We start from the raw sequence: 23799 nt of genomic DNA, 5'->3' as shown, positions 1-23799 counted from the left end.
ACCGGTAAAAGCGTGGAGAAGTGTCGTGTTGGTGGTTATTTGGTCAATCCTGCGCCATGGCGAGATACTGGCCAATCTTATCGACGTCCACGTTGCCGCCGCTGACGATCACCCCCACTTTTTTGCCGCGCAGATCGATAAGCCGATTCATCGCCGCAGCGGCTGCCAGGCAACCGGTCGGTTCGACCACCATTTTCATCCGCTCCATAAAGAAACGCATCTGCTGACACAGCTGTTTGTCGGTCACCGTCAGGATATCTTCCACATAGTGTTGAATGATCGGGAAGGTGAGGTTGCCTACCTGCTGGGTCTGCGCGCCGTCTGCAATGGTTTTTGGCACTGGGATCCACACTTTCTCCCCGCTGCGGAACGCCTGTTGGACATCGTTGCCAGCCTCTGGCTCGACACCAAATACCCGGCAACCGGGTGACCAGTGATGTGCAGCAATGGCACAGCCGGAAAGCAGCCCACCGCCACCGGTGCAAACCAGCAGCACATCCAGTGGGCCAACTTCTTCGATCAGCTCTTTGGCCGCAGTGCCTTGGCCAGCCATCACCTGCGGATAATCGTAAGGCGGGATCATCGTCAAGCCTTGCTCCGTCGCCAACTGCCGGGTAATGGCTTCGCGGTCTTCGGTTTGCCGCTGATAGATCACTACGTTTGCCCCATAACCACGCGTTGCTGCCAGCTTGGCTGCGGGGGCGTCATGTGGCATCACGATGGTAACGTTCACCCCAAGCTCACGGGCTGCCAGCGCCATCGCCTGCGCATGGTTACCGGATGAAAAGGCAATCACTCCGGCCTGGCGTTGGGCCGGGGTCAACTGGCTGATGGCATTATAGGCACCGCGGAATTTAAAGGCTCCGATGCGCTGGAAGTTTTCGCACTTGAAAAATAGCTGGGCACCGGCGATCTCATCCGCCTGGCGTGAGGTCATTATCGGGGTGCGGATCGCGTGGTTTTGCAGGATTTCGGCGGCTTTGGCAATATCGGCGGCGGTAATGCAGTGGGGCGTAACGGTCATGGCTACCTCGTTGGTTGGCATTGATTCGTTTATACCCGTCGTCTTTCAAGCTGCAGCGTTGTTACCTGTGCTATCTCACCCCAGTCACTTACTAAAAGTAAGCTCCTGGGGATGAGATAGCTTGTCGCCTAGCTGCAACTTGAAATCCATAGGGTATAGACTCTTAATTTGCCCGTTGTAAACGGATTGTCAAACGGTTAAGCCGCCGTCGGCGGAAACCAGCGGTCATTGGCACCGTCAAAATCCGGTATTTTCTGTAAACCCGTGCAAACATGATGAATAAAACCGGTCGGGTGGTTCCATAAACCAGATAGAGCCTTTATTATCCTTGATCACTTTGCTTAAGCTACGGCAACAAAACGGATTTCATGTATCAACCTGTCGCGTTATTTATTGGCCTGCGTTATATGCGCGGGCGAGCTTCAGACCGCTTTGGGCGGTTTGTGTCCTGGCTATCCACCATCGGCATTACGCTGGGGGTCATGGCGCTGGTAACCGTGCTTTCGGTGATGAATGGCTTCGAGAAAGATCTCGAAAACAACATCCTGGGGCTGATGCCACAAGCGCTGATCACCAGCAAACAGGGGTCTGTCAACCCTGAACAACTGCCAGCCTCTACGGTTCAAGGCCTGCAAGGCGTCACCCGAGTGGCCCCGTTGACCACTGGCGATGTGGTGCTGCAAAGCGCCCGTAGCGTGGCGGTGGGCGTGGTGCTGGGGATCAACCCGGATGAAGCCGATCCGCTGACGCCCTATCTGGTGAATGTGAAGCAACAGCAACTGCAACCCGGCGAGTACAACCTGATTATCGGCGAACAGCTTGCCGGGCAGTTGGGCGTCAAGCGCGGCGATCAGCTGCGTCTGATGGTGCCGAGTGCCAGCCAGTTCACGCCGATGGGCCGCATTCCGAGCCAGCGTCTGTTCACCGTAATTGGCACGTTCCACGCCAATAGCGAAGTGGATGGTTATCAGTTGCTGGCGAACCAGCAAGATGCTTCCCGCCTGATGCGCTATCCGGCAGGCAACATCACCGGTTGGCGCCTGTTCCTGCAACAGCCCTTGACGGTGGATACCCTCAGCCAGCAAACGCTGCCGGAAGGCACCCAGTGGAAGGATTGGCGTGAGCGCAAAGGTGAGCTGTTCCAGGCGGTGCGCATGGAGAAAAACATGATGGGCCTGTTGCTCAGCCTGATCGTGGCGGTGGCGGCGTTCAATATCATTACCTCGCTGGGCCTGTTGGTGATGGAGAAGCAGGGCGAAGTCGCCATTTTGCAAACTCTGGGCCTGACGCGGCGGCAGATCATGTCGGTGTTTATGGTACAGGGGGCCAGCGCCGGGATTATCGGCTCGCTGCTGGGTACGCTGTTAGGCGTGCTGTTGGCCACCAATCTGAACAACCTGATGCCGATCCTTGGCGCGTTGATCGACGGGGCTTCTCTGCCAGTGGCGGTTGACCCTCTCCAGGTGACGATCATTGCCGTAGTGGCGATGGCCGTTTCTCTGTTATCCACGCTTTACCCTTCATGGCGCGCTGCCGCCGTACAACCCGCTGAGGCTTTACGTTATGAGTAACCATCCTTTATTGCAGTGTGAGCGCCTGTGTAAAACCTATCAGGAAGGCAACCTGCATACCGACGTGCTGCGCAATGTCAGTTTTGCCATGCAACCGGGCGAGATGATGGCGATCGTCGGCAGCTCGGGTTCCGGTAAAAGTACCTTGCTGCACCTGCTGGGGGGGCTGGATTCGCCCACCTCCGGCGAAGTGATCTACAAAGGGCAGTCGTTGAACAAGCTGTCTTCCACTGCCAAAGCGGAACTGCGCAACCGCCAGCTCGGCTTTATCTATCAGTTCCATCATCTGCTGCCTGATTTCACCGCGCTGGAAAATGCCGCGATGCCGCTGCTGATCGGTGGCATGAAACCGACGCTGGCGAAGGAGAAGTCGCTGGAAATGCTGGCTGCTGTGGGCTTGGAAAAGCGTAGCAAACATCGCCCGTCCGAGCTTTCCGGCGGGGAACGCCAGCGTGTGGCCATTGCCCGTGCGTTGGTGAATAACCCGTCGTTGGTATTGGCGGATGAACCCACCGGCAACCTGGATAAACGCACCGCAGACAGCATCTTCGATCTGTTGGGTGAACTGAACGTGCGTCAGGGCACCGCATTCCTGGTGGTGACCCACGACCTGCAACTCGCCAAACGTCTGAGCCGCCAGTTGGAAATGGCAGACGGTCATTTGCAGGCGCAACTGACCCTGATGGGGGCCGAGTAATGAGCGCTTCGCCACTATCATTACTGATGGCGCTGCGCTTTAGCCGAGGCCGCAAGCGTGGCGGCATGGTTTCGCTGATCTCGGTGATTTCCACCATCGGTATCGCGCTGGGCGTGGCGGTGTTGATCGTCGGGTTAAGCGCGATGAACGGCTTCGAACGTGAACTGCAGAACCGTATTCTGGCGGTGGTGCCACACGGCGAGATTGAACCGGTCAAGCAGCCGTTCACCGCCTGGCCGGAGATCCTGCAACGGGTCGAAAAGGTGCCAGGTATTTTGGCTGCGGCACCTTATATCAACTTTACCGGGCTGATGGAAAATGGCGCACAGCTGCGTGCCGTGCAGGTTAAAGGTGTCAATCCTGCACAGGAAAGCCAGCTTAGCGCGCTACCAAGCTATGTGCAGGGCGATGCCTGGGCCAATTTTAAAAGCGGTGAGCAGCAGGTCATCCTGGGCAAGGGCGTGGCCGAAGCGCTGGGCGTGAAGCAGGGCTCTTACGTTACGGTGATGATCCCCAACAGTGACCCAGAGATGAAACTGTTGCAGCCGAAACGCATTCGTCTGCATGTGACCGGCATTCTGCAACTGAGCGGCCAGCTCGATCACAGCTTGGCCATGGTGCCATTGGCCGATGCACAGCAATATCTGGATATGGGTGACAGTGTCACTGGCATTGCCATCAAGGTCAACGACGTGTTCGCCGCCAACAAGCTGGTGCGCGATGCCGGGGAAGTTGCCGATGCCACCGTCTATATCAAGAGCTGGATTGGCACCTACGGCTTTATGTACCGCGATATTCAGATGATCCGTGCCATCATGTATCTGGCGATGGTACTGGTGATCGGCGTGGCCTGTTTCAACATCGTTTCCACCCTGGTGATGGCGGTGAAGGACAAGAGCGGTGATATTGCCGTGCTGCGTACGCTGGGGGCCAAAGACGGCTTTATCCGCGCCATCTTTATCTGGTATGGCCTGTTGGCCGGTCTGGTGGGCAGCCTTAGCGGCGTGGTGGTCGGGGTGATCGCCTCGCTGCAGCTGACCAATATTATCAAGGGTATCGAAAAGCTGATGGGCCACTCATTCCTGTCTGGCGATATCTACTTTATCGATTTCCTGCCTTCCGAGCTGCACTGGCTGGATGTGGCGATCGTATTGGGCACGGCGCTGGTGCTTAGCCTATTGGCCAGTTGGTATCCGGCCAGACGCGCCAGCCGCATCGATCCGGCCCGCGTATTAAGCGGACAATAATAAAAACCTGGGGCCAGCAATGCGCCCCATTTTTTTACCCAGAGGGTGAGTTATGTACTACGGTTTCGATATGGGCGGCACCAAGATTGAGCTTGGGGTGTTCGACGCCAATCTGCAACGTATCTGGCAAAAGCGGGTGCCGACGCCGCGTGACGACTACCGGCAACTGCTGGCGGTATTGCGCGATCTCACCCACGAGGCCGATGCCGTCTGCGGCACGCCAGGGTTGGTGGGTATCGGCATTCCTGGGTTGCCTAATGAAGACGGCACCTTGTTTACCGCCAACGTTCCGGCCGCGATGGGCCAGCCGCTGCCGCGTGATTTGAGCGCCCTGATTGGCCGCGAGGTCAAGGTAGATAACGACGCCAACTGCTTCACGCTCTCAGAGGCCTGGGACGAAGAGTTTCGCCATTATCCGACGGTGCTGGGGATTATCCTGGGCACCGGGGTTGGCGGTGGTTTGATCGTTAATGGTAAAGTGGTCTCCGGGCGTAACTTTATTGCCGGCGAGTTCGGCCATTTCCGCTTGCCGGTGGATGCGTTGGAGGTGCTGGGGCGTGATATTCCTCGCGTCCCTTGTGGCTGTGGCCATGACGGTTGCATCGAAAATTACATCTCGGGCCGCGGATTTGAGTGGATGTATGCGCATTTTTACCAACAGCCGTTGCCAGCGCAGCAAATCATTGCGCATTATCAGGCTGGTGAGCCACAGGCCGTGGCACACGTAGAGCGTTTTCTGGATGTCCTGGCCATTTGTCTGGGCAACCTGCTGACCATCATTGATCCCCACCTGGTGGTGATTGGCGGTGGTCTCTCGAATTTTGCAGCAATTTATCAGGCGTTGCCCCAGCGTTTGCCAGCCCATCTGTTACGGGTGGCCAAACTGCCGCGCATCGAGAAGGCGCGCTATGGCGACGCTGGCGGTGTTCGCGGGGCAGCGTTCCTCAATTTGGTGGATAAGTCATAAAAAGGAGAGTTCATGCACACTCGCCATCGGTTGTGTCAGTTTCGCAAGAGTAAGCATGTGCGGCATCAGCGTTTTCGTTCGCGGATATTCCAACGCGATACCATGGCGGCGGCTGAGCTGAAAAAGCCGTTTGTCGTGGTGCTGACGGGGGCCGGGATCTCTGCCGAGTCCGGTATCCGTACTTTCCGCGCTGCCGATGGGCTGTGGGAAGAGCATAAGGTGGAAGATGTCGCGACTCTGGATGGCTATCAACGTGATCCGGCCTTGGTGCAGGAATTTTATAATGCGCGCCGTCGGCAGCTGCAGCAGTCGACTATCGGCCCTAATGCGGCTCACCGTGCGTTAGCCGATTTGGAAGAGTGGCTGGGGGAAGAAAACTTCCTGCTGGTCACGCAGAATATTGATAATTTGCACGAGCGGGCTGGCAGCAAGCAGGTGCTGCATATGCACGGTGAGCTGCTGAAGGTGCGTTGCACCAGTTCCGGTCAGGTGGTGGAGTGGTTGGGCGATCTGAGTGTGGATGAGCGTTGCCACTGTTGTCAGTTCCCGGCGCCTTTGCGGCCTCACGTGGTGTGGTTTGGTGAAATGCCGTTGGGCATGGAGGAGATCTATGCCGCGTTGGCCAAGGCCGATTTCTTTATTGCGATTGGCACTTCCGGCAATGTTTACCCGGCGGCTGGCTTTGTCCACGAGGCAAGACTGGGTGGGGCATATACCATGGAGCTGAACCTGGAGCCGAGTCTGGTGGAAAGTCAGTTCGAAGAGAAGCACTACGGCCCGGCCAGCGAAGTGGTGCCCCGTTTTGTGCACAAATTCCTGATGGGCAAGGTCGAGCGGGCAGATAAGCCTTAGCAGAACGTTTGGTGAGGTTGTTGGCTTCGGTGTTGACCCCTCACCCTAACCCTCTCCCACAGGGCGAGGGGACCGATCGAGTTCGTTGGTTGCTTTGAGTAATACCTTGTCTTAGTTGCTCGGGCTATTTATGCGCTCCGGACCGCGCCCCTCTCCCTGTGGGAGAGGGGCGGGATGAGGGGGATATTAGCGTCCGGCCTTCAACTGCTGGAAGTAGGTTTCATACAGCGTACTGGTGTCACCGACATCATTTTGCCATTCGCCGTTCTCAATCACCGCATCATCGGGATACAGCGACTTGTCGTTGGCGATCTCTTTCGGCAACAGCTTTCTCGCGGCCAGATTGGGGGTTGGGTAACCGATGGTTTCCGCTACCTGCACTGCAATCTCTGGGCGCAGCAGGAAGTCTATCAGCTTTAATGCTCCCTCAACGTTCTTGGCGTTAGCCGGAATCGCCAGGCTATCCATCCAGAAAATGCCACCTTCTTTCGGCCAGACGATCTCCAGCGGAGTACCGGCCTGGCGTGCCACGTAGGCCGAACCGTTCCACACCATCCCCAGATCGACTTCGCCTTCCATATACGGATTGCCGGGGTTATCGGAGTTGAACGCCAGCACGTTGGGCATCAGTTTCTTCAACTCGTTATAGGCGGCCTCGATCTGTTTGGGATCGGTAGTATTGCCCGAATAACCCAGCTTGCGCAGCGCGACCTGGAACACTTCGCGGGCATCATCGGTCAGCAGCAAGCGGCCTTTATATTCCGGTTTCCATAGATCGGCCCAGGAGGTCACGGTGTTGGCATCAATCGCGTCCGTATTGATACCAATGGCGGTCGCGCCCCAGATATACGGAATGGAGTAATCGTTGTTGGGATCGAACGGCTTGTTTAGCAGGCCAGGGTCGAGATCGTTAAAGTGGCTGAGCTTGCTTTTGTCGATCTTTTGCAGCATCCCTTCCTTGCTCATCTTGGCGATGAAATAGGTGGAGGGCACCACCAGATCGTACGCGCCGTCGCGATAGGTTTTCAGCTTGGCGTACATGCTTTCGTTGGATTCATAGGTGGAGTAAATCACCTTGATACCGGTTTCTTTGGTGAACTGTTCCAGCAAGCCCGGCGGGACATACTCGGTCCAGTTATAGAAATAGAGCGTTTTGCCGTCGTCCGCGGCGTTTGCCGAGCCAAGGCTCAGTGCCATCATTCCGGCTGCGAGCAGATGTGACCACTTGTTCATGGTGCGGATCCCTTAGCAGTAGATGTTTTTACAGTATAGCGAGATGCGCCATACCCCAGAGAGCGGCCATTATAGGCGGCACGCCCAGTGGGGTAAAGACGCTTATCCCGTTGGCAAATCAGTGTTTTTGGCGATCGCGTAACAGCAGTTGGCTGGTCAGTACCAGCGCAAGCGATAACACCAGCAGGATGGTCGCGAGAGCGTTCACCTCAGGAGACACCCCAACCTTCACCATCGAATAGATCTTCAACGGCAAGATTTCGTAACTTGGCCCGGTGACGAAAGAAGAGACCACGACATCATCCATCGATAGCGTGAAGCTTAGCAGCCAACTGGCGGCGACGGCAGGCATCGCCAGCGGCAGGATGATTTTACGCAGGATCACCATTTCGCTGGCACCCAGATCGCGCGCCGCCTCGAGCATCTTCACGTCAAAGCCCTTCAGGCGCGCATAGACGGTGACCACCACAAAAGGCAGGCAGAAGGTGATATGCGAAAATAACAGCGACCAGAAGCCTAATGAGACCCCCAGCAGCATAAACAACACCAGCAGCGAGATGGCCATGACGATATCCGGCGACATCATCACCACAAACAGCATGCCCCCGACGAAGGGTTTGCCGCGAAAGCGGTAGCGATACAACGCTACTGCCGCTAAGGAACCGATCAGGGTTGCAAAGCTGGCGGAAAGCACCCCCATGGTCAGCGAATGCCCCGCGGCCTGCAACAGGCTATCGTTGTTCATCAGCATGCTGTACCAGTGGGTGGTAAATCCGCGCCAGTTGATGCCAAAGCGCGAAGTGTTGAACGAGTTAACGATCAGGATCACGATGGGAATATACAGATAGGCGTAGATCAGGCTCATAAAGCCGCCGCGCAGCAGGCGTCCCATCATTCCAGCTCTCCCTTTTTGTTCAGCAGCTTGGCGGCGCGATAATAGACCCACAGCATCAGCCCCATCACCAGCGTCAGGCAAATGCTGGTGGCGGCACCAAACGGCCAGTCGCGGATGTTGAGGAACTGGCTCTTGATCACGTTACCGATCAGCAGGTTTTTGGCACCGCCCATCAGGTCGGCTACGTAGAACAGGCCCATGGCCGGCAGCAGCACTAACAGGCAGCCGGCGATAATGCCGGGCATAGTCAAAGGGATGACGATGCGGATAAAAGTTTGCACTTTGCTGGCACCCAGATCGCGGGCCGCTTCCAGGCAGGATTTATCCAGCTTTTCCAGGCTGGAGTAGAGCGGCATCACCATAAACGGCAGCAAGATGTAGATTAGCCCAAGCACTACCGCGCCAGAGGTATACATAATGCGTAACGGCGTGTCGATGATCCCGGCCCACAGCAGGAACTCGTTAAGATAGCCACGGGTGCTGAGAAACAGTTTCAGCCCATAGATGCGGATCAGTGAGTTGGTCCAGAAGGGCACAATCAGCAGGAACAGCAACAGTGGGCGTACCCTTTGCGGCAGGCGAACCAGGATCATGGCGAAAGGATAGCCGAGCAGCAGGCAGCACAAGGTGGCGATCGCCGCCATGTTCAGCGAGTGCAGCATCACTTGGCCATACAGGGGATCAAACAGCCGGGTGTAGTTATCCAGCGTGAATACCATCTGCACCAGATTGGCGTCGTCACGGGTGAGGAAACTGGTGCCGATGATCATCAGGTTCGGCAGAAACACAAACAACAGCAACCAGCCAACGATGCCGCTGATCACCAGGTTTTGCAGCAAATTACGCGATTTCTTCATCGGCCAGCACCACCTCCCAGCTTGCTACCCAGGTTAACGCCATCTTCTGGTTTAACGAGTGGTCAAAGTCAGGATCGTCTTCGTTAAAGAACTCGCTGACCATCACCATCTTACCGTTTTCCAGCTCGACCACCGACTCCAGCGTCATGCCTTTATAGTTGCGCTCGCGCACGTAGCCGATCAGGCCATCGATCTGCTCGCTGTCGTTCACCTCTTCAACGCGCAGATCTTCCGGGCGCAGCAGAACCTTCAGGGATTGCCCTGGCTCAACGACCAGATCGGCGTAGATATCGCATTCACGGCCTTCAACCCGGGCGCGTACGCGCTGCGGGTCGATACGGTGCAGCACTACCGCATCAAAGATATTAATCTCGCCGATAAAGCTGGCGACAAACAGGTTTTTGGGTTCCTCATAGATTTCACGTGGTGTACCGTCCTGCTCGATACGCCCATCGCGCATCACCACAATCCGATCGGACATGGTCAGCGCCTCTTCCTGATCGTGGGTGACGAATACAAAGGTAATGCCCAATTTGCGCTGTAACGCCTTAAGCTCGTTCTGCATCTGCTTACGCAGCTTGTAGTCCAGCGCCGACAGTGACTCATCGAGCAGTAACAGTTTGGGTTTATTTACCACCGCGCGGGCAATGGCAACCCGCTGTTGTTGCCCGCCAGACAACTGATGTGGACGGCGCTGAGCGAACTCGTCCAATTGCACCATGCGCAGAGCGTCTTCCACACGTGGCGTTAACTCTGCCTCTGGGGTTTTCTGCATGCGTAGGCCAAAGGCGACGTTTTCAAACACGGTCATGTGGGGGAACAGGGCGTAGCTTTGAAACACGGTGTTAACGTGACGATGCTCGGCCGGGATGGCGGTGATATCTTGCCCGTCGAGCACGATCTGCCCGCGATCGGCATTCTCAAGCCCGGCAATCAGCCGTAACACGGTGGTTTTCCCGCAGCCGGAGGGGCCAAGCAGGGTCAGAAATTCGCCATCGTTAATCTCAAGGTTGAGATCGCTGATGATCTCTTTGCCGTCAAAACTTTTACTCAGGGCGTTCAGTGTTACCAGAGAGGATTGTTCAGTCATTTTTGTGTCTCTATCCCGTACGGTGATGCAGATAGAACCGCCGCTGGAAAAGACTGCGCGAGCTTACGGGGGTGACCCGTCAGGTACTGAAGCTCAAAGCCAGCGGCGCCGATCAAAATTTAAAGAGGGCGCATGATAGACGCTGAATCGTGTAATTGAAAGCCAAACAGCCTATAAGTCATGATCATTGGCCGAATATAACACCGGTAGTTTCCTGTTAAAACCATCACTTGGTTTAATGATTTGCGTTAAATCTGATTATTAATGACCTGTCTCAATATTTGATCCGGATCGGTTCCGCATAATGAAACGCGAAATTCTGAGGGCGGAACCATGGATAAACTACTAGATCGCTTTTTTAACTACGTCTCATTTGACACACAGGCTAAAGCGAACGTCAAACATGTGCCGAGTACCGAAGGGCAACTGAAGCTGGCGCGTGCGTTGCAACAGGAAATGATTGGGCTGGGGTTTGAACGGGTATCGCTCAGCGAACATGGCTGCGTGATGGGCACGCTGCCTGGTAATGTGAGTTGGCCAGTGCCAGCCATTGGCTTTATTTCTCACCTTGATACCTCACCCGATTTTTCGGGTAAGCATGTGGCCCCGCAGGTAGTGGAAAACTATCGCGGCGGTGATATTGCCTTGGGTATCGGAGATGAAGTGCTATCGCCGGTGATGTTCCCGATCTTGCATCAGATGCTGGGGCAAACGCTGATCACCACCGACGGCAAAACGCTGTTGGGTGCCGATGATAAAGCCGGGATCGCCGAGATCCTGACCGCGATGGTGCGGCTGAAGCAGCAAAAAATTCCTCACGGTGATATCCGCGTGGCGTTTACGCCGGATGAAGAAGTGGGCAAAGGGGCGCATTTCTTTGACGTGGCCGCGTTCGATGCCGAGTGGGCCTACACCGTTGATGGCGGCGGCGTGGGGGAACTGGAGTGTGAGAACTTCAATGCGGCGGCGGTAACGGTAAAAATCGTCGGCAATAACGTGCACCCCGGCAGCGCCAAAGGGGTGATGGTGAATGCGCTGTCGCTGGCCACCCGTTTCCAGCAGGCACTCCCCGCCGAGGAGACTCCAGAGCATACCGAGGGGTACCAGGGTTTCTACCATCTCAACAGCATCAAGGGAAATGTCGAACGTGCCGAGATGCACTACATCTTGCGGGATTTTGAGCGTGAGGGCTTTGAGGCACGCAAGCGCAAGATGATTGAGGTTGCGCAGCAGGTCGGCCGTGGATTGCCACGGGATTGCTATATTGAGGTAGCGATTGAAGACAATTACTACAATATGCGTGAGCAGGTGGCCGAGCATCCGCATGTGATCGAGCTGGCCCAGCAGGCGATGCGTGACTGCGATATTGAGCCGGTGATGAAGCCGATCCGCGGTGGCACCGATGGCGCACAACTGTCGTTCAAGGGGCTGCCTTGTCCGAATCTGTTTACCGGCGGCTATAACTTCCACGGCAAGCATGAGTTTATTACGCTGGAAGGGATGGAGCAGGCGGTTGCGGTGATCATGCGCATTGCCACTCTGAGCGCCGAGCGCGCTAAACGGTAGTTTTTTGCGTTAATAGATTGAGTGAGGGGCCAGTTTGCCCCTCACTCATTATGATTAGTCGTTAAAATACCAGTAACCGCTGTTGATCAACGCCGTCAGCAGTGCCAGGAAGGAAGGATCGTTCACCGCGTCTCCCAGCAAGGTGGCATCAACACTGGTGTGTTGGCACAGCGCATCGGCGGCTTGCAGATGCTCGGTGTCGATCAGCTCACCATTCACAAAGCATTGGTCGCCAACGCGCAGCACGCGTAACCCACCTAAACGTTGTAATGGCTCACCCTGTTGCAGCAGCTCATAGATTTCACCCGCCTGATAAGGCGGCTCAGGCGGCGCGATGTCCAGCTCGTGGCGCGACTGGGAAATAAACTCGCCAAACCAGTTCTGGAAGTGCTCCGGCTGTTGCACCAATTCAAGGATCATCCCACGCAGCGCATCGACCTCATGCGGCAGCACCATTGCCGGGTGATCGCGCAGCGCGATATCCGGGTCAGTGTAACGCTTGCTACCCAATTCGCGGGCCAGCACGTAGTCGGCATAACCACTCACCATCTCGCGGCCATTTGGCGCACGGAAGCCAACCGAATAGTTGAGCGAATTTTCCAGCGAGTAGCCTTCATGTGGGAATCCCGGTGGGATATACAGAATATCGCCAGGCTCCATCTCTTCATCAATGATGGCGTCAAACGGCTCTACCTGTAACAGATCGGGGTGCGGGCAGTGCTGCTTCATCGCCACTTTTTCGCCCACGCGCCAACGGCGGCGGCCGGTGCCCTGGATGATAAACACGTCATATTGATCGAGATGCGGGCCAACGCCACCGCCCGGTACCGAGAACGAAATCATCAGATCGTCCATACGCCAGTCCGGCAGTTGACGGAACGGCTGCATCAGAGCAGCGGAGGGCTGATGCCAATGGTCAACGGCCTGTACCAGCAATGACCAGTTGTTCTCACCCAGATGGTCAAAACTCTCGAACGGGCCGTGGCCAACCTGCCAGCGCCCATCCTGATGGCTCACCAGGCGGCTGTCCACCTCGTTTTCCATCGCTAACCCGGCCAGCTCATCCGGGGAAATCGGATCGATAAAGTTGTTAAAACCGCGCTTGATAATTACCGGACGTTTTTGCCAATAACGTTGCAAAAAGTCGTTCCAGTCCAGATCTAATTGGTAATCCATGTTCTATTCCAGGATAGAGTGAGCCTGAGGGGATTATAACGGAAGTTAGGCCCCGTGGATCGGGGCCAGAGCGACAGAATTTATTCGTGATGGTGAGAATCGTGCTGGCGGGAGAAGGTGACCTCCATCCGTGCACCGCCGAGTGGGCTGTCACTGAGGGTAATTTTCCCGTCATATTGTTCGATGATCTCGGCGGCAACCGACAGGCCAATCCCCTGGCCGGGGCGCAGTGTATCGACGCGCTGGCCACGCTGGAAGATCAGCTCGCGCTTGCTTTCCGGGATGCCGGGGCCGTCGTCGTCAATCACGATCGTCAGGTATTTGTCCGAGTGCAGCGAGCTGATTTCCACAAACTCCAGGCAATATTTACAGGCGTTCTCCAACACGTTGCCCATCACTTCCATAAAGTCGTTTTTCTCGCCCATAAAGGTGACTTCGGGTGAGATATCCAGGGTGATCACTACCCCTTTGCGCTGATAGACCTTGTTCAACGCTACGCTCAGGCTGTCTAGCAAGGCTGAAACCGAATGGATCTCGCGAGTCAGCACGGTCTGGCCTGAGTTGATGCTGGCGCGGTGCAGGTAATAGCCGATCTGCTGAGAGATACGGCCGATCTGTTCGAGCATGATCGGCTCGACCTCTTCAATGGTCGTCTGCTTGCTGGAGCGCAGCGAGCGCAGGGTAGTCTGCAATACCGCCAGCGGCGTTTTCAGGCTGTGGGTCAGGTCCGACAGCGTGGTGCGGTATTTGGTATAACGCTGGCGCTCATTGCGTACCAGAATGTTCAGGTTACGCACCAGGCCGCGCAGCTCACTGGGGGGATTTTCATCCAGTTGTTCACGCTCGCCGTTTTCCAGTTCACCCACCTGGGCAATCAGCGCCTTGATTGGCCGCAAACTCCAATAGGCAGCCAGCCACAGTAAAGGCACCACCAGCAACAGATTGGCCAACAGCACGTAGCTGAACCATTCCCACACCACGTCCGAGCGTTGCAGCTCTTGGGGAATGCTGTCGACCACCACGATGCTCAAAGCGGGCAAGCGCGCGGTGGCCGCATAGGTATTGACGGCTACCGAGTGGGTCAACGCGTTATGGTCGGTATCGTCATAATCCTTCAGCTGATCCTGGGCCTTGGGGTTATTGCCGAGTACTTCGCTACTGACGCGGGTGTCGGTGTCGATCTCATAGAAACCGGATTCTTGCAGCCACTCTTTCTGGATCAGCGTTTCCAGCTCCGGCACCGAGCGCTGGCTCCACAGCAGATTGCCCTTATCGTCGTAGATAAATACCAGCGTTGGGGAGTTGAGATCGAGATCGGGCGGGATGGCAATGGTCAGCTTCTGGTCTTTCCACTGCGCCAGGCTGAAGAACAGGTTGCTCTCACCGCGCAGCAGGCGGAAGGCGGTTTTATCAAAACTGACGATATAGCCAACGACCGCCACCAGCCCATACGACAGCGACAGCGCCAGGATCACCCCGGCGGTTGCCATCAGAAAGCGGGCGCGTAGCGAAAAGGGCTTTTTATCTTTGTTGAACATGATGTTCACTTGGCATCGAAACGGTATCCTTGCCCACGCACGGTGGTGATCACCTCTTGCGGGTATTCGGCCTGGAGTTTTTTACGCAGGCGTCCCATTAACACGTCGATGGTGTGGCTTTCGCGCAGTTCTGCGTCGGGATACAGCTGCAACATCAACGAGTCTTTGCTGACCACTTTGCCCGCATTGCGGATCAGCGTTTCGATGATCGTGTACTCAAATGCCGTCAGTTTGATTTGCTGTTCACCGACGCTCAGCTCACGGCGTGAGAGATCGATCTGGAACGGTGGCAGCACGATCACCTGCGAAGCCAGGCCGCTATTACGGCGCATCAGCGCCTGCATACGCGCAATGACCTCTTCCAGGTGGAAGGGCTTGGTAACGTAATCGTCGGCACCGGCTTCCAGCACCGCCACCTTATCCTGCCAGCTCTCGCGGGCGGTCAGCACCAGGATTGGCAATTTCATCTGGTTGGCGCGCCAGCGGCGGATCAGGCTCAGGCCGTCTTCACCCGGTAACCCGAGGTCGACAATGGCGATATCCGGCGCATGCTCCTGCAGAAAATAGTCGGCTTCTTTGGCATCCTCTGCGGCATCGACCTGATGCCCCATTTCACGCATTTGGACACTAAGATGGTGGCGCAATAGGCCATTGTCTTCAACAACCAGTACTCGCATGGCACAGACTCCTGTTGATGATGGGTGAAACACTTGGCACCCACGCTTAAAGGTTACATGCTTTGCTGCATGTTGGTAGCTGACCACTCCCTGATCGTTTTGGTTAATACTGGAACAGAGCGCCCATTATTGTTGCAAGGAAACGTGGCAAATCAGCGTCATCCTTCGATTATCGACAATGGGTAATAAACGCAGGATAAACAGCGCAGGGACAAAGGTAAACAAAACTTAAACCATGGGCGTCAGTGTGAAGTGTGAGCGGGATCGTTGCAAACCCATAAAGGTATCATTAAGGTATTACATAGGTATCGTAAAGATGCTAACACCAGGAACCCTACACCGCTTGCCGTGCCGACGCCGGAAAGCTAGCCAGCAAGGATACATAATAATGAAACATCCTCATCTGAAGCTGTCTGTCATGATGTTTATCGAATGGTTTATCTGGGGAGCGTGGTTTGTTCCTCTGTGGCAATACCTCAACAAACTAGGCTTTACCCCGGGGGAAATTGCCTGGTCATACAGCAGTACCGCGATTGCGGCGATCCTCTCGCCGGTGCTGGTGGGCGTCATTGCCGACCGCTATTTCGCCGCGCAAAAAGTCTTGGGATGGCTGCATCTGGCCGGTGGGGGGCTGATGTTTATCATCGCCTGGCAAACCACTTTCGCCACCTTCTTCCCGCTGTTGGTGGTTTATGCCATCACCTATATGCCGACCGTAGCGCTGACCAACAGTATCGCCTTTGCCAATATTACCGATACTGAAAAAGAGTTCCCGCGCATCCGGGTGCTGGGCACCTTGGGCTGGATTGCCTCCGGCCTGGTGGTGGGCTTTATGCTGCCGCCGTTGCTGGGGTTGGGCAATATTTCCGATAGTAACCTGCCGTTGATCATTACCGGTGTGGCTTCAATCGCGCTCGGCTTGTATAGCTTTGTATTGCCCAATACGCCAGCCAAAGGCTCTGGTCCGGTGGATATCAAAGCGTTGCTGGGCCTGAACGCGCTCGGGCTGCTGAAGGATCGTTCATTTGCTACCTTCGCACTGTGCTCGTTCCTGTTCTGCATGCCGTTGGCGTTCTACTACCAGTTTGCCAATGGTTATCTGACTCAGGTTGGGTTACCGAATGCCACCGGCTGGATGACCCTGGGACAAGTGTCGGAAATCTTCGCCATGCTGGCGTTGCCGCTGCTGCTTAAGCGTTATGGCATCAAGAGGGTGCTGATGCTGGGCTTCGTCACCGCGGCGATCCGCTATGTGTTCTTTATCTACGGCGGCACCGCCGACGTCTGGGCCTACAGCATGTTGTTCATGGGCATTCTGCTGCACGGTGTCAGCTACGATTTCTATTTCGTGACCGGCTATATCTACGTCGACAAAAAAGCGCCACCGCATATGCGTACTGCCGCGCAGGGGCTGATCACCCTGATTTGCCAAGGGCTGGGCAGCTTTATCGGCAACTGGCTGGGCGGTCGTGCGATGACCACCTTCGCGCTTGAACAGCCACGAGACGGTATGACGTTTGACTGGTTTGCCGTGTGGGGCGTGGGTGCGGTGATGGTCGTGGCCGTCATGTTGCTATTCCTGCTGTTCTTCCGTGAGCGCAATAACACTATCACCCCGATTGACGTGGCTCGTTCTTAATTCATTGCGCCGGGCGTGTTGCCCGGCATGGTAAAAATTCAGGAGAAACAGATGAAGCAGTTAACCCAGGAACAACGCGTAGTGGGTGCACTCTACGGCCAAATGCTGGGCGATGCGCTCGGTATGCCGTCCGAGCTGTGGCCGCGTGAGCGGGTTAAGCGCCATTTTGGCTGGATCGACCGCTTCCTTGATGGTCCGGCGGAAAACTCTGCCGCCTGTTATTTCAAGGCGGCGCAGTACACCGATGACACCTCGATGGCACTGGCGCTGGCCGACGCGCTGATCGAGGCTGACGGCAAAGTGGTGCCGGAACTGATTGCCCGCAACGTGATCCGTTGGGTCGACAGTTTTGATGCCTTCAACAAAAACATTCTCGGCCCGAGCTCTAAATTGGCGCTGGGGGAGCAGAAGAAGGGTACGCCGATTAGCGAGCTGGAAAACAATGGCGTGACCAACGGCGCGGCGATGCGGGTTTCTCCGCTGGGTTGCGTACTGCCTTCCGCCCCGCTGGAACAGTTTTGCCAGCAGGTCTGGCTGGCTTCAAGCCCGACGCATAAGTCCGATATTGCCGTTGCCGGTGCGGTGGTGATTGCCTGGGCGGTTGCCAAAGCGGTAGAAGGAGCCAGTTGGGCTGAAATCCGTCTGGCATTGCCAGGGGTGGCCGATTACGCCCAACGCCGCCACAGCACCACCTTTAGTGCGTCTTTAGCGGCGCGTATCGAGCTGGCCTTCCAGGTGGTGGAACGGGCTGGCGGCACCGAGCAGGCTTCAGAGCGAGTCTACCAGCTGGTAGGTGCAGGGGTCAGCACCATAGAATCTGTACCGGCCGCATTGGCGATGGTCGAACTGGCGCAGACCGATCCCACCCGCTGTGCGATCCTGTGTGCCAACCTGGGCGGTGACACTGATACCATCGGCGCAATGGCCACGGCGATCTGCGGTGCCCTGAACGGTATCGAAGCGTTCGATGCAGCTATGCTGGCGGAACTGAAACGGGTGAATCCGCTGGATATCAATCATTACGCGCAGGCCTTTATCCGTTTCCGTCAGCGCTGGCAGGAGGGCGAATGAGTCACGAACGACGCGAGTTATTACAGACGCTGACCCAGGGCGGCTGGCATCAGCAGTGCCCGGTGACGGTGATCGGCGCAGCGGTGATGGATATGGTGGTGAACGCCGATGCATTGCCGGTACGCGGTGGCGATGTGTCTGCCCGGATGCAGGGGCTGCATTTAGGGGGCTGTGCGCTGAATATCGCCGTGGCCCTGCGTCAGTTGGGTGTTACCAGCCGCAATCTGCTGCCGGTGGGAGAAGGCGTGTGGGCAGAGCGTTTGCGCAGCGAGATGGGGCAGCGTGGCGTGATTTCCGATCTGCAAGTCGCGGGTGAGGATAACGGCTGGTGTCTGGCGTTGGTCGAACCGGACGGAGAGCGCACCTTCATCTCTATCGATGGCATAGAAAACCAGTGGCGGCCGGAGTGGTTGGCCAGTGCGACGCCACAAAGCGGACTGGTGTATCTTTCCGGTTATCAACTGGGTGCCAAACAGGGGAACGTGCTGGTGGATTGGCTGTTGCGCCTGCCTGCCGAGGTTCGGGTAGTGCTGGATATTGGGCCGCGCATCGACGTGATGGCGCAGAGCCTGTTGCAACGGCTGATCCGTCCGGGGATGATCCTGACGCTGAACCAGCGTGAAGCTCAGCATCTTGGTATGCAGGAAGATATGACAGGCTTCTGCCAACGGTTATGGTCAACCACCGGGCAACTGGTGATTGTGCGTTGCGGGGGCGAAGGCGGCTATTATTTTGCCGGGCCGGAAGATCACGGTTGGATTGCCGCGCGTCAGGTCAAGGTGGTCGACAGTATTGGCGCTGGCGACAGCCACAGCGCAGGTCTGATCGCCGGATTGGCATTGGGCCTGAGCGCTCGCCAAAGCATGATGTTAGCCAATAGCATTGCCGGTTACGTCGTCTCGCAGGCCGGTGGGGATTGTGCGCCAACCCTGGCTCAGTTACTGGCCAGCGAGGAGCTTAATCCTCGCTGATAAACTCGTACATGTCGCTGCGGCAGAAGCTTTCACTGTATTCGATCGGTTTTTTCTGGCTGTCGAACAGCGTTTGCTTGATGATCAGCAGCGGCATCGGTTCTTTCAGCTGTAGCGCCCGCAGAGTTTCTTCGTCGCTCATGGCGGCGCTGACCTGGCTGCGCAGTGACCCCAGTTCCACGTTGTTCAAACGAAAATAGTCATACAGGGAAACGCCGATGTCATCGACGTTGGCTATCGCCTCCGCCACCACATAAGACACCGCCACCGACATGGGGCGCTGATCGATAAAGTGAATGCGCTTGAGTTTGTACACCAGCGTTTTTTCGGCCAGCGCCAGCTTTTCTGCTAAAGCATTATCCGCCGGGATCTGTTCACGGCTGATCCACATGGTGTCCGGCTTGCGGCCTTGCAGCATCACCTCACGTGAGAAACCTTTCACATCGGCTAATGAATAGGCCAGCTTAGGCTGCGCCACGGTACTTTGAATGAAGGTGCCATAGCCCCGTGAGCGGCCGATAATACCGTCCTGCTCCAGACAGGCCAAAGCCTTGCGTACCGTGATGCGCGAGATCCCCAGGCGTTCGGTGAAATGCCGTTCACTGGGCAGAAAATCTCCTTGGCTCAATAAGCCAAGCTCAATGGCCTGACGTACCGATTCGTTAAAACGCAGGTAGAGCGGCATAGCACCAGCGCTGGTCAGATCTTGTTGCAGTTTATCCAGCAGGCGCTGGTTGGGATCCATGCTCATAGACGACCGAAATCCTGTAGCCTTAATACAAGAGCTTATTTAAGGTGATTTCAGCGGGTTGCGCAACCGCGTAGCACGATATCTGCTGAATTGATTGGGCCTGGTAAACCAGGCCCGTTGCGTTGTTTACGGTTGGGAGGGTTTGACGGTGCTGTTCTGCCGGAGGTCTTTGACCTGTTCGGCGGTGACCGGAGTGGCGTGATTACCCCAGCTGTTGCGTACAAAGGTCGCGATCTGGGCAACCTGCTGGTCGCTCAGCCGCCAGCCGAAGTCCGGCATGGTTAGCCCGGTCGGCGCGTTTGCGGTCATCGGCGTGCGTGATCCATTGAGGATGATGCTGATCACTGAAGAGGGATCCTCTGCCAACAACGCCGGGTTATGGGCCAACTGCGGGAAGGTATTGCGATATCCCTGGCCGTCGCTGCGATGGCAGGCGGCGCAGCTGTCCAGATAAGCCTGGCCGCCCGGATTGCCTTTGTCGGTCGTATAAAGTGCCAGAGGTTTGTTGGCTGGTGGCGCGGGTTGTTCATCTCCAGCAGGCAGCGATTTAAGATAGGTTGCGATCGCCTGCAAATCCTCGTCGCTCAGATGTTGAGTGCTGTCTTGCACCACGTCCACCATCGAGCCAAAAGCGGCAAACCTGTCGCTGTGGCCGGTTTTCAGGAAGCGGGTCAGATCTTCAGCGCTCCAGCTACCCAGCCCGCTAAGCGTATCGCCACGTAGAGTGGCGGCGTGCCAACCTTCCAGTGTCCCGCCACTCAGGTAAGCGTCATCGGTCTGATCCAGCGCCTTTTCCTGGAAGCCGATGCCGCGTGGCGTATGGCAACTGCCGCAGTGGCCCAAACCCTGGACCAGATAGGCCCCACGGTTCCATGGTGCTGTTTGGCCTGTGTCCGGCTGATAGACGCCATCCTCACGGAAGATGCCGTCCCACATCGCCAGTGGCCAACGCATGCTCAGTGGCCAGGGGATATCGCTGGCCTGATTTTTTTGCGTGACCGGCGTTACCCGTTGGGTGAAGTAGAGATACAGATCGCGCATATCCTCATCGTTGATCTTGGCGAAAGAAGGGTAAGGCATAGCGGGATACAGACGGGTGCCGTCACGTGCAATGCCCTTGCGCAAGGCATCGGCAAACTCCTGTTGGCTGTAGGCACCGATCCCGGTGGCTTTGTCTGGGGTGATGTTGGTGGAATAGATGGCGCCAACCGGCGTAGTCATCTTCAATCCACCGGCAAAGGCCATGCCTCCAGGCGCGGTATGGCAGGCGGCGCAGTCACCGGCACGGGCCAGATATTCGCCATGAGCAATTCGAGCGACCAGATTGGTCTCATCGGCGGCCAGAGCGCCGCTGCTTAATACCAGCAAGGCCAGCAGCGAGGGGGTTAATCCTTTCATTATTTTCTCCTTGCGCATCAGGCCTGAACCAACGGACCGGGCTGGTTCAGATACTGATTGCGGATCGCTTGCGCCGAATAATAGGCCAGTGCGCCGACGATCCCGGTAGGGTTATAAGCCAGGTTCTGCGGGAAGGCGCAGGCTCCAGTAACAAACACATTAGGTACGTCCCAGCATTGCAGGTACTTGTTCACCACGCTGGTTTTTGGGTTATCGCCGGTGATGGCCCCGCCGGTGGTGTGGGTGGATTGGTAAGGGCGCACGTCATAGTGCGAACCGCTGCCCATCACCGAAATCGCCATCTGCTTCGGCTCCATTACCTTGGCGATGTTGGCCATCTTGCTGGTAATGTGCTGGGTCATTTTGATCTCGTTATCCTTCCAGTCGAAGGTCATGCGCAGCAGCGGTAGCCCATAGGCATCGCGATAGGTCGGGTCGAGGTCGAGATAGCAGTCGCGGTAGGGCATTACCGAGCCTTCGGAGCCGATGCTCATGGCGTGCTGATAATTGTCTTTGATACCCTGTTTCCAGCCGCTGCCCCAGGTAGGTGTCCCCGGTGGTAACGACATCTGCTGGATCGGACGGCCACCGGTGCGGGTCGCGGAAATATAGGCCCCGCCGATAAAGCCCAGCGAGCCATGATCGAAGTTTTCCGAGTTGAGATCGTCGATCACCGTACCTGCGGCACCCGCCCCGATAAACGGATTGAAATGGGTGTTTTTATCGTAAAACAGCGAGATGCCGCTGTTCATCTGATAGGCGTAGTTCTTGCCAACGACCCCTTCGCCGGTGACCGGATCATAAGGCTTGCCGATGCCAGAGAGCAGCAGCAGACGCACGTTATGCAGTTGGAAGGCGCTGAGGATCACCAGATCTGCCGGTTGCTCAATTTGCTGGCCCTCGGCATTCACGTAGGTGACGCCGGTGGCCTTTTTACCACTGCTGTCCAGATTGACCTTGATGACCTGCGACTGGGTACGCAACTCAAAGTTTTTCCGCTTCATCAGCACCGGAAGAATGGTGGTCTGTGGCGAAGCCTTGGAATACATAAAGCAGCCGAAGCGTTCACAGTAACCGCAGTAGTTACAGGGACCGAGCTGCACACCGTAGGGATTGGTATAAGGCTCGGAGCAGTTGGCCGCCGGAATGCTGAACGGATGATAACCGAGCGACTCGGCGGCCTTGCCGAACAGCGAGCCAGAATAAAGCTGCTTGAGGGGCGCAGTCGGATATTCGCGGCTGCGCGGGCCTTCAAACGGATTGCCGCCCTTGATGATGTTGCCTTGCAGATTACCGGCCTTGCCTGCAGTGCCACAAACCCGCTCGAACTTATCGAAATACGGCTCCAGCTCGGTGTAGCTGACAGGATAATCCTGCAACAGCATGCCCTCGGGCACCCATTTGTCGCCATATTTTTCCGTCACCGTGCTGCGCATCTTCAGATCGGCGGGCAGGGCGCGCCAGTGCATACCGTTCCAGTGGACGCCAGCGCCGCCAACGCCGTTGCCGGGCAAAAAGGAGCCAAGCTGACGGTAAGGGACGGCGAAATCTGCTGGCGTGTGGCGCACGGTGACGGTTTCGTGTGCCATCTCCTGCTCCAGTTTCAGGCGGATGCCATAGGTCAGTTCGTCGGCAATCCGTGGATAGGCAAAATCAGGGTAGGTATCGCGTTGCTCACCGCGCTCCAATGCCAATACGCTCAGGCCGGTTTCGGTCAGTTCCATGCCCATAATGGCGCCGGTCCAGCCAAATCCGACAATCACCACGTCTACCGGTGGTTTTTTTATGCTGCTCATTTATGCATTCCTTTTGCTGGAGATACTTACCGGGCCAAGGGGATAGGCTTGATTGGGATGATCGACCCAGTCGGTGAAATCGGCCCGTGCGCCGGGGAAGCCGATCAGTTTCCATGAAGCCATCGACTGGTTACCGCCGTGCTGCGGATCGGCCAGATAACCCTCTTTGGTGTTTTGCAGCAGTTGGCTGAAAAAGGCTTTACCGGGCAGCGCCTCAGAGTCGAGTTCGCCTTTCTCCAGCGCCGTCAGGATTTGCTCTTGCTGGACATGCTCTAAATCGGCAAAGGCTTTCTGGAGCTGCTGCTGGCAGTGTGCGTTGAGGCCACGAATGCCGATGCGGTAGGTTTCTCGTGGCGTCAGTTTGGACTGATAGCCCAGCTCAGGGGCCGAAGGGACAAACGGCGGGTGCATATACCACAGGCCACCGTGGCCATAAGGCGTGGTCATCTGTTTATCGATAAAAATCGGCACACCTTCCTCGACCGCGCCAGGGCCATTGCTGTCACTGGGGATCAGGCGATCGCAGGCCGCCAGCAGAAAGCGCCATTCATCGTTATTGAAATAAGCAGGGACATAGTGAGGGGAGACACCCGCCGCTGAGGCTGGTGGCGTCGTTAGCGTGACTACGCCGGTGCCCCCAGCCGCAGCCAGCGGTATTAGTGCCAGGGTTTTCTTGAGGAAGTTCCGCCGTGGCGGTTCTGGAGAGTGCTGTCGAGACATGATTCCACCTTGAATATGTTTAACAGAAATACCCGCGCGCAGATCGGCTACGCTGCCACAGTC

Annotated in this window: 21 protein-coding genes; 9 read left to right on the top strand and 12 right to left on the bottom strand. The window is 56.5% G+C overall.

Translation table 11 applies throughout. The features are described 5' to 3' along the window. Positions 1-43: 43 nt before the first annotated feature. On the bottom strand, positions 44-1024 hold the full coding sequence (locus tag ACRDCA_RS11995) for a threo-3-hydroxy-L-aspartate ammonia-lyase (RefSeq protein ID WP_438689706.1): 981 nt from the start codon (positions 1022-1024) through the stop codon (positions 44-46). 368 nt (positions 1025-1392) lie between these two features. On the opposite strand from ACRDCA_RS11995, the gene lolC reads away from it, so the two are divergent. From lolC to cobB, 5 genes are read left to right on the top strand one after another with little or no spacing between them, the layout of a single operon-like run. Then, on the top strand, positions 1393-2595 hold the full coding sequence (gene lolC, locus ACRDCA_RS11990) for a lipoprotein-releasing ABC transporter permease subunit LolC (RefSeq protein WP_438689705.1): 1203 nt from the start codon (positions 1393-1395) through the stop codon (positions 2593-2595). Next, the gene (gene lolD, locus ACRDCA_RS11985) at positions 2588-3292 is read left to right on the top strand and encodes a lipoprotein-releasing ABC transporter ATP-binding protein LolD (RefSeq protein WP_438689704.1); all 705 of its coding nucleotides are present in this window, start codon (positions 2588-2590) and stop codon (positions 3290-3292) included. The genes lolC and lolD overlap by 8 nt, the downstream gene beginning before the upstream one ends. Next, positions 3292-4539 carry a lipoprotein-releasing ABC transporter permease subunit LolE gene (gene lolE, locus ACRDCA_RS11980; protein WP_438689703.1) on the top strand — a complete coding sequence of 416 codons (1248 nt, stop codon included), beginning with the start codon at positions 3292-3294 and terminating at the stop codon, positions 4537-4539. Before lolD ends, lolE begins: the two co-directional genes overlap by 1 nt. Positions 4540-4591: 52 nt before the next feature. Next, complete coding sequence (gene nagK, locus ACRDCA_RS11975) at positions 4592-5506, top strand: N-acetylglucosamine kinase (RefSeq protein WP_438689702.1); 915 nt, start codon at positions 4592-4594, stop codon at positions 5504-5506. Between the two features lie 12 nt (positions 5507-5518). Next, positions 5519-6358 carry a Sir2 family NAD+-dependent deacetylase gene (cobB, locus tag ACRDCA_RS11970; protein ID WP_438689701.1) on the top strand — a complete coding sequence of 280 codons (840 nt, stop codon included), beginning with the start codon at positions 5519-5521 and terminating at the stop codon, positions 6356-6358. Between the two features lie 186 nt (positions 6359-6544). Here the strand turns inward: cobB and potD are convergent, their stop codons facing one another. The 4 genes from potD to potA form a co-directional block, all read right to left on the bottom strand. Continuing rightward, the gene (gene potD / locus ACRDCA_RS11965) at positions 6545-7591 is read right to left on the bottom strand and encodes a spermidine/putrescine ABC transporter substrate-binding protein PotD (protein WP_438689700.1); all 1047 of its coding nucleotides are present in this window, start codon (positions 7589-7591) and stop codon (positions 6545-6547) included. Positions 7592-7709: 118 nt separating this feature from the next. After that, positions 7710-8486: a spermidine/putrescine ABC transporter permease PotC gene (gene potC, locus ACRDCA_RS11960; RefSeq protein ID WP_438689699.1), complete on the bottom strand. Its 777-nt coding sequence runs from the start codon at positions 8484-8486 to the stop codon at positions 7710-7712. After that, positions 8483-9343, bottom strand: a complete 861-nt coding sequence (gene potB / locus ACRDCA_RS11955; protein WP_438689698.1) for a spermidine/putrescine ABC transporter permease PotB — start codon at positions 9341-9343, stop codon at positions 8483-8485. The genes potC and potB overlap by 4 nt, the downstream gene beginning before the upstream one ends. Next, on the bottom strand, positions 9327-10433 hold the full coding sequence (gene potA, locus ACRDCA_RS11950; protein WP_438689697.1) for a spermidine/putrescine ABC transporter ATP-binding protein PotA: 1107 nt from the start codon (positions 10431-10433) through the stop codon (positions 9327-9329). The genes potB and potA overlap by 17 nt, the downstream gene beginning before the upstream one ends. A gap of 333 nt (positions 10434-10766) precedes the next feature. On the opposite strand from potA, the gene pepT reads away from it, so the two are divergent. Then, positions 10767-11999, top strand: coding sequence for a peptidase T (pepT, locus tag ACRDCA_RS11945; RefSeq protein ID WP_438689696.1), 1233 nt, complete (start codon positions 10767-10769; stop codon positions 11997-11999). Positions 12000-12053: 54 nt separating this feature from the next. On the opposite strand, the gene ACRDCA_RS11940 is transcribed toward pepT, so the two are convergent. The 3 genes from ACRDCA_RS11940 to phoP form a co-directional block, all read right to left on the bottom strand. Next, positions 12054-13175 carry a ribosomal protein uL16 3-hydroxylase gene (locus tag ACRDCA_RS11940; RefSeq protein WP_438689695.1) on the bottom strand — a complete coding sequence of 374 codons (1122 nt, stop codon included), beginning with the start codon at positions 13173-13175 and terminating at the stop codon, positions 12054-12056. Between the two features lie 80 nt (positions 13176-13255). After that, entirely contained in the window at positions 13256-14713 is a 1458-nt protein-coding gene (phoQ, locus tag ACRDCA_RS11935) for a two-component system sensor histidine kinase PhoQ (protein WP_438689694.1), read from the bottom strand. 5 nt (positions 14714-14718) lie between these two features. Continuing rightward, the gene (phoP, locus tag ACRDCA_RS11930) at positions 14719-15390 is read right to left on the bottom strand and encodes a two-component system response regulator PhoP (protein ID WP_025121153.1); all 672 of its coding nucleotides are present in this window, start codon (positions 15388-15390) and stop codon (positions 14719-14721) included. Between the two features lie 388 nt (positions 15391-15778). Between phoP and ACRDCA_RS11925 the strand changes: the two genes are divergently transcribed. From ACRDCA_RS11925 to ACRDCA_RS11915, 3 genes are read left to right on the top strand one after another with little or no spacing between them, the layout of a single operon-like run. Next, on the top strand, positions 15779-17029 hold the full coding sequence (locus tag ACRDCA_RS11925) for a nucleoside permease (RefSeq protein ID WP_438689693.1): 1251 nt from the start codon (positions 15779-15781) through the stop codon (positions 17027-17029). A 51-nt stretch (positions 17030-17080) separates the two neighbouring features. Continuing rightward, entirely contained in the window at positions 17081-18100 is a 1020-nt protein-coding gene (locus tag ACRDCA_RS11920) for an ADP-ribosylglycohydrolase family protein (RefSeq protein ID WP_438689692.1), read from the top strand. After that, entirely contained in the window at positions 18097-19071 is a 975-nt protein-coding gene (locus ACRDCA_RS11915) for a PfkB family carbohydrate kinase (protein WP_438689691.1), read from the top strand. Before ACRDCA_RS11920 ends, ACRDCA_RS11915 begins: the two co-directional genes overlap by 4 nt. Here ACRDCA_RS11915 and ACRDCA_RS11910 read toward each other — a convergent pair. From ACRDCA_RS11910 to ACRDCA_RS11895, 4 genes are all read right to left on the bottom strand, one after another. After that, on the bottom strand, positions 19058-19822 hold the full coding sequence (locus tag ACRDCA_RS11910; RefSeq protein ID WP_438689690.1) for a GntR family transcriptional regulator: 765 nt from the start codon (positions 19820-19822) through the stop codon (positions 19058-19060). The two genes, ACRDCA_RS11915 and ACRDCA_RS11910, sit on opposite strands and share 14 nt — an antisense overlap. Before the next feature lie 126 nt (positions 19823-19948). Then, a complete protein-coding gene (locus tag ACRDCA_RS11905) occupies positions 19949-21220 on the bottom strand; it encodes a c-type cytochrome (protein WP_438689689.1) in 1272 nt (423 codons plus the stop codon). 17 nt (positions 21221-21237) lie between these two features. Further along, positions 21238-23016 (bottom strand): GMC family oxidoreductase, encoded by a 1779-nt coding sequence (locus ACRDCA_RS11900; RefSeq protein ID WP_438689688.1) that lies wholly within the window; start codon positions 23014-23016, stop codon positions 21238-21240. Next, positions 23017-23736 carry a gluconate 2-dehydrogenase subunit 3 family protein gene (locus ACRDCA_RS11895; protein WP_438689687.1) on the bottom strand — a complete coding sequence of 240 codons (720 nt, stop codon included), beginning with the start codon at positions 23734-23736 and terminating at the stop codon, positions 23017-23019. Positions 23737-23799 lie beyond the last annotated feature (63 nt).

Source organism: Serratia sp. (in: enterobacteria), assembly GCF_051654945.1.
Lineage (GTDB): Bacteria > Pseudomonadota > Gammaproteobacteria > Enterobacterales > Enterobacteriaceae > Chania.
Note: the sequence above shows the minus strand (reverse complement) of the source record. Positions and strands in the feature narration are given on the sequence as shown.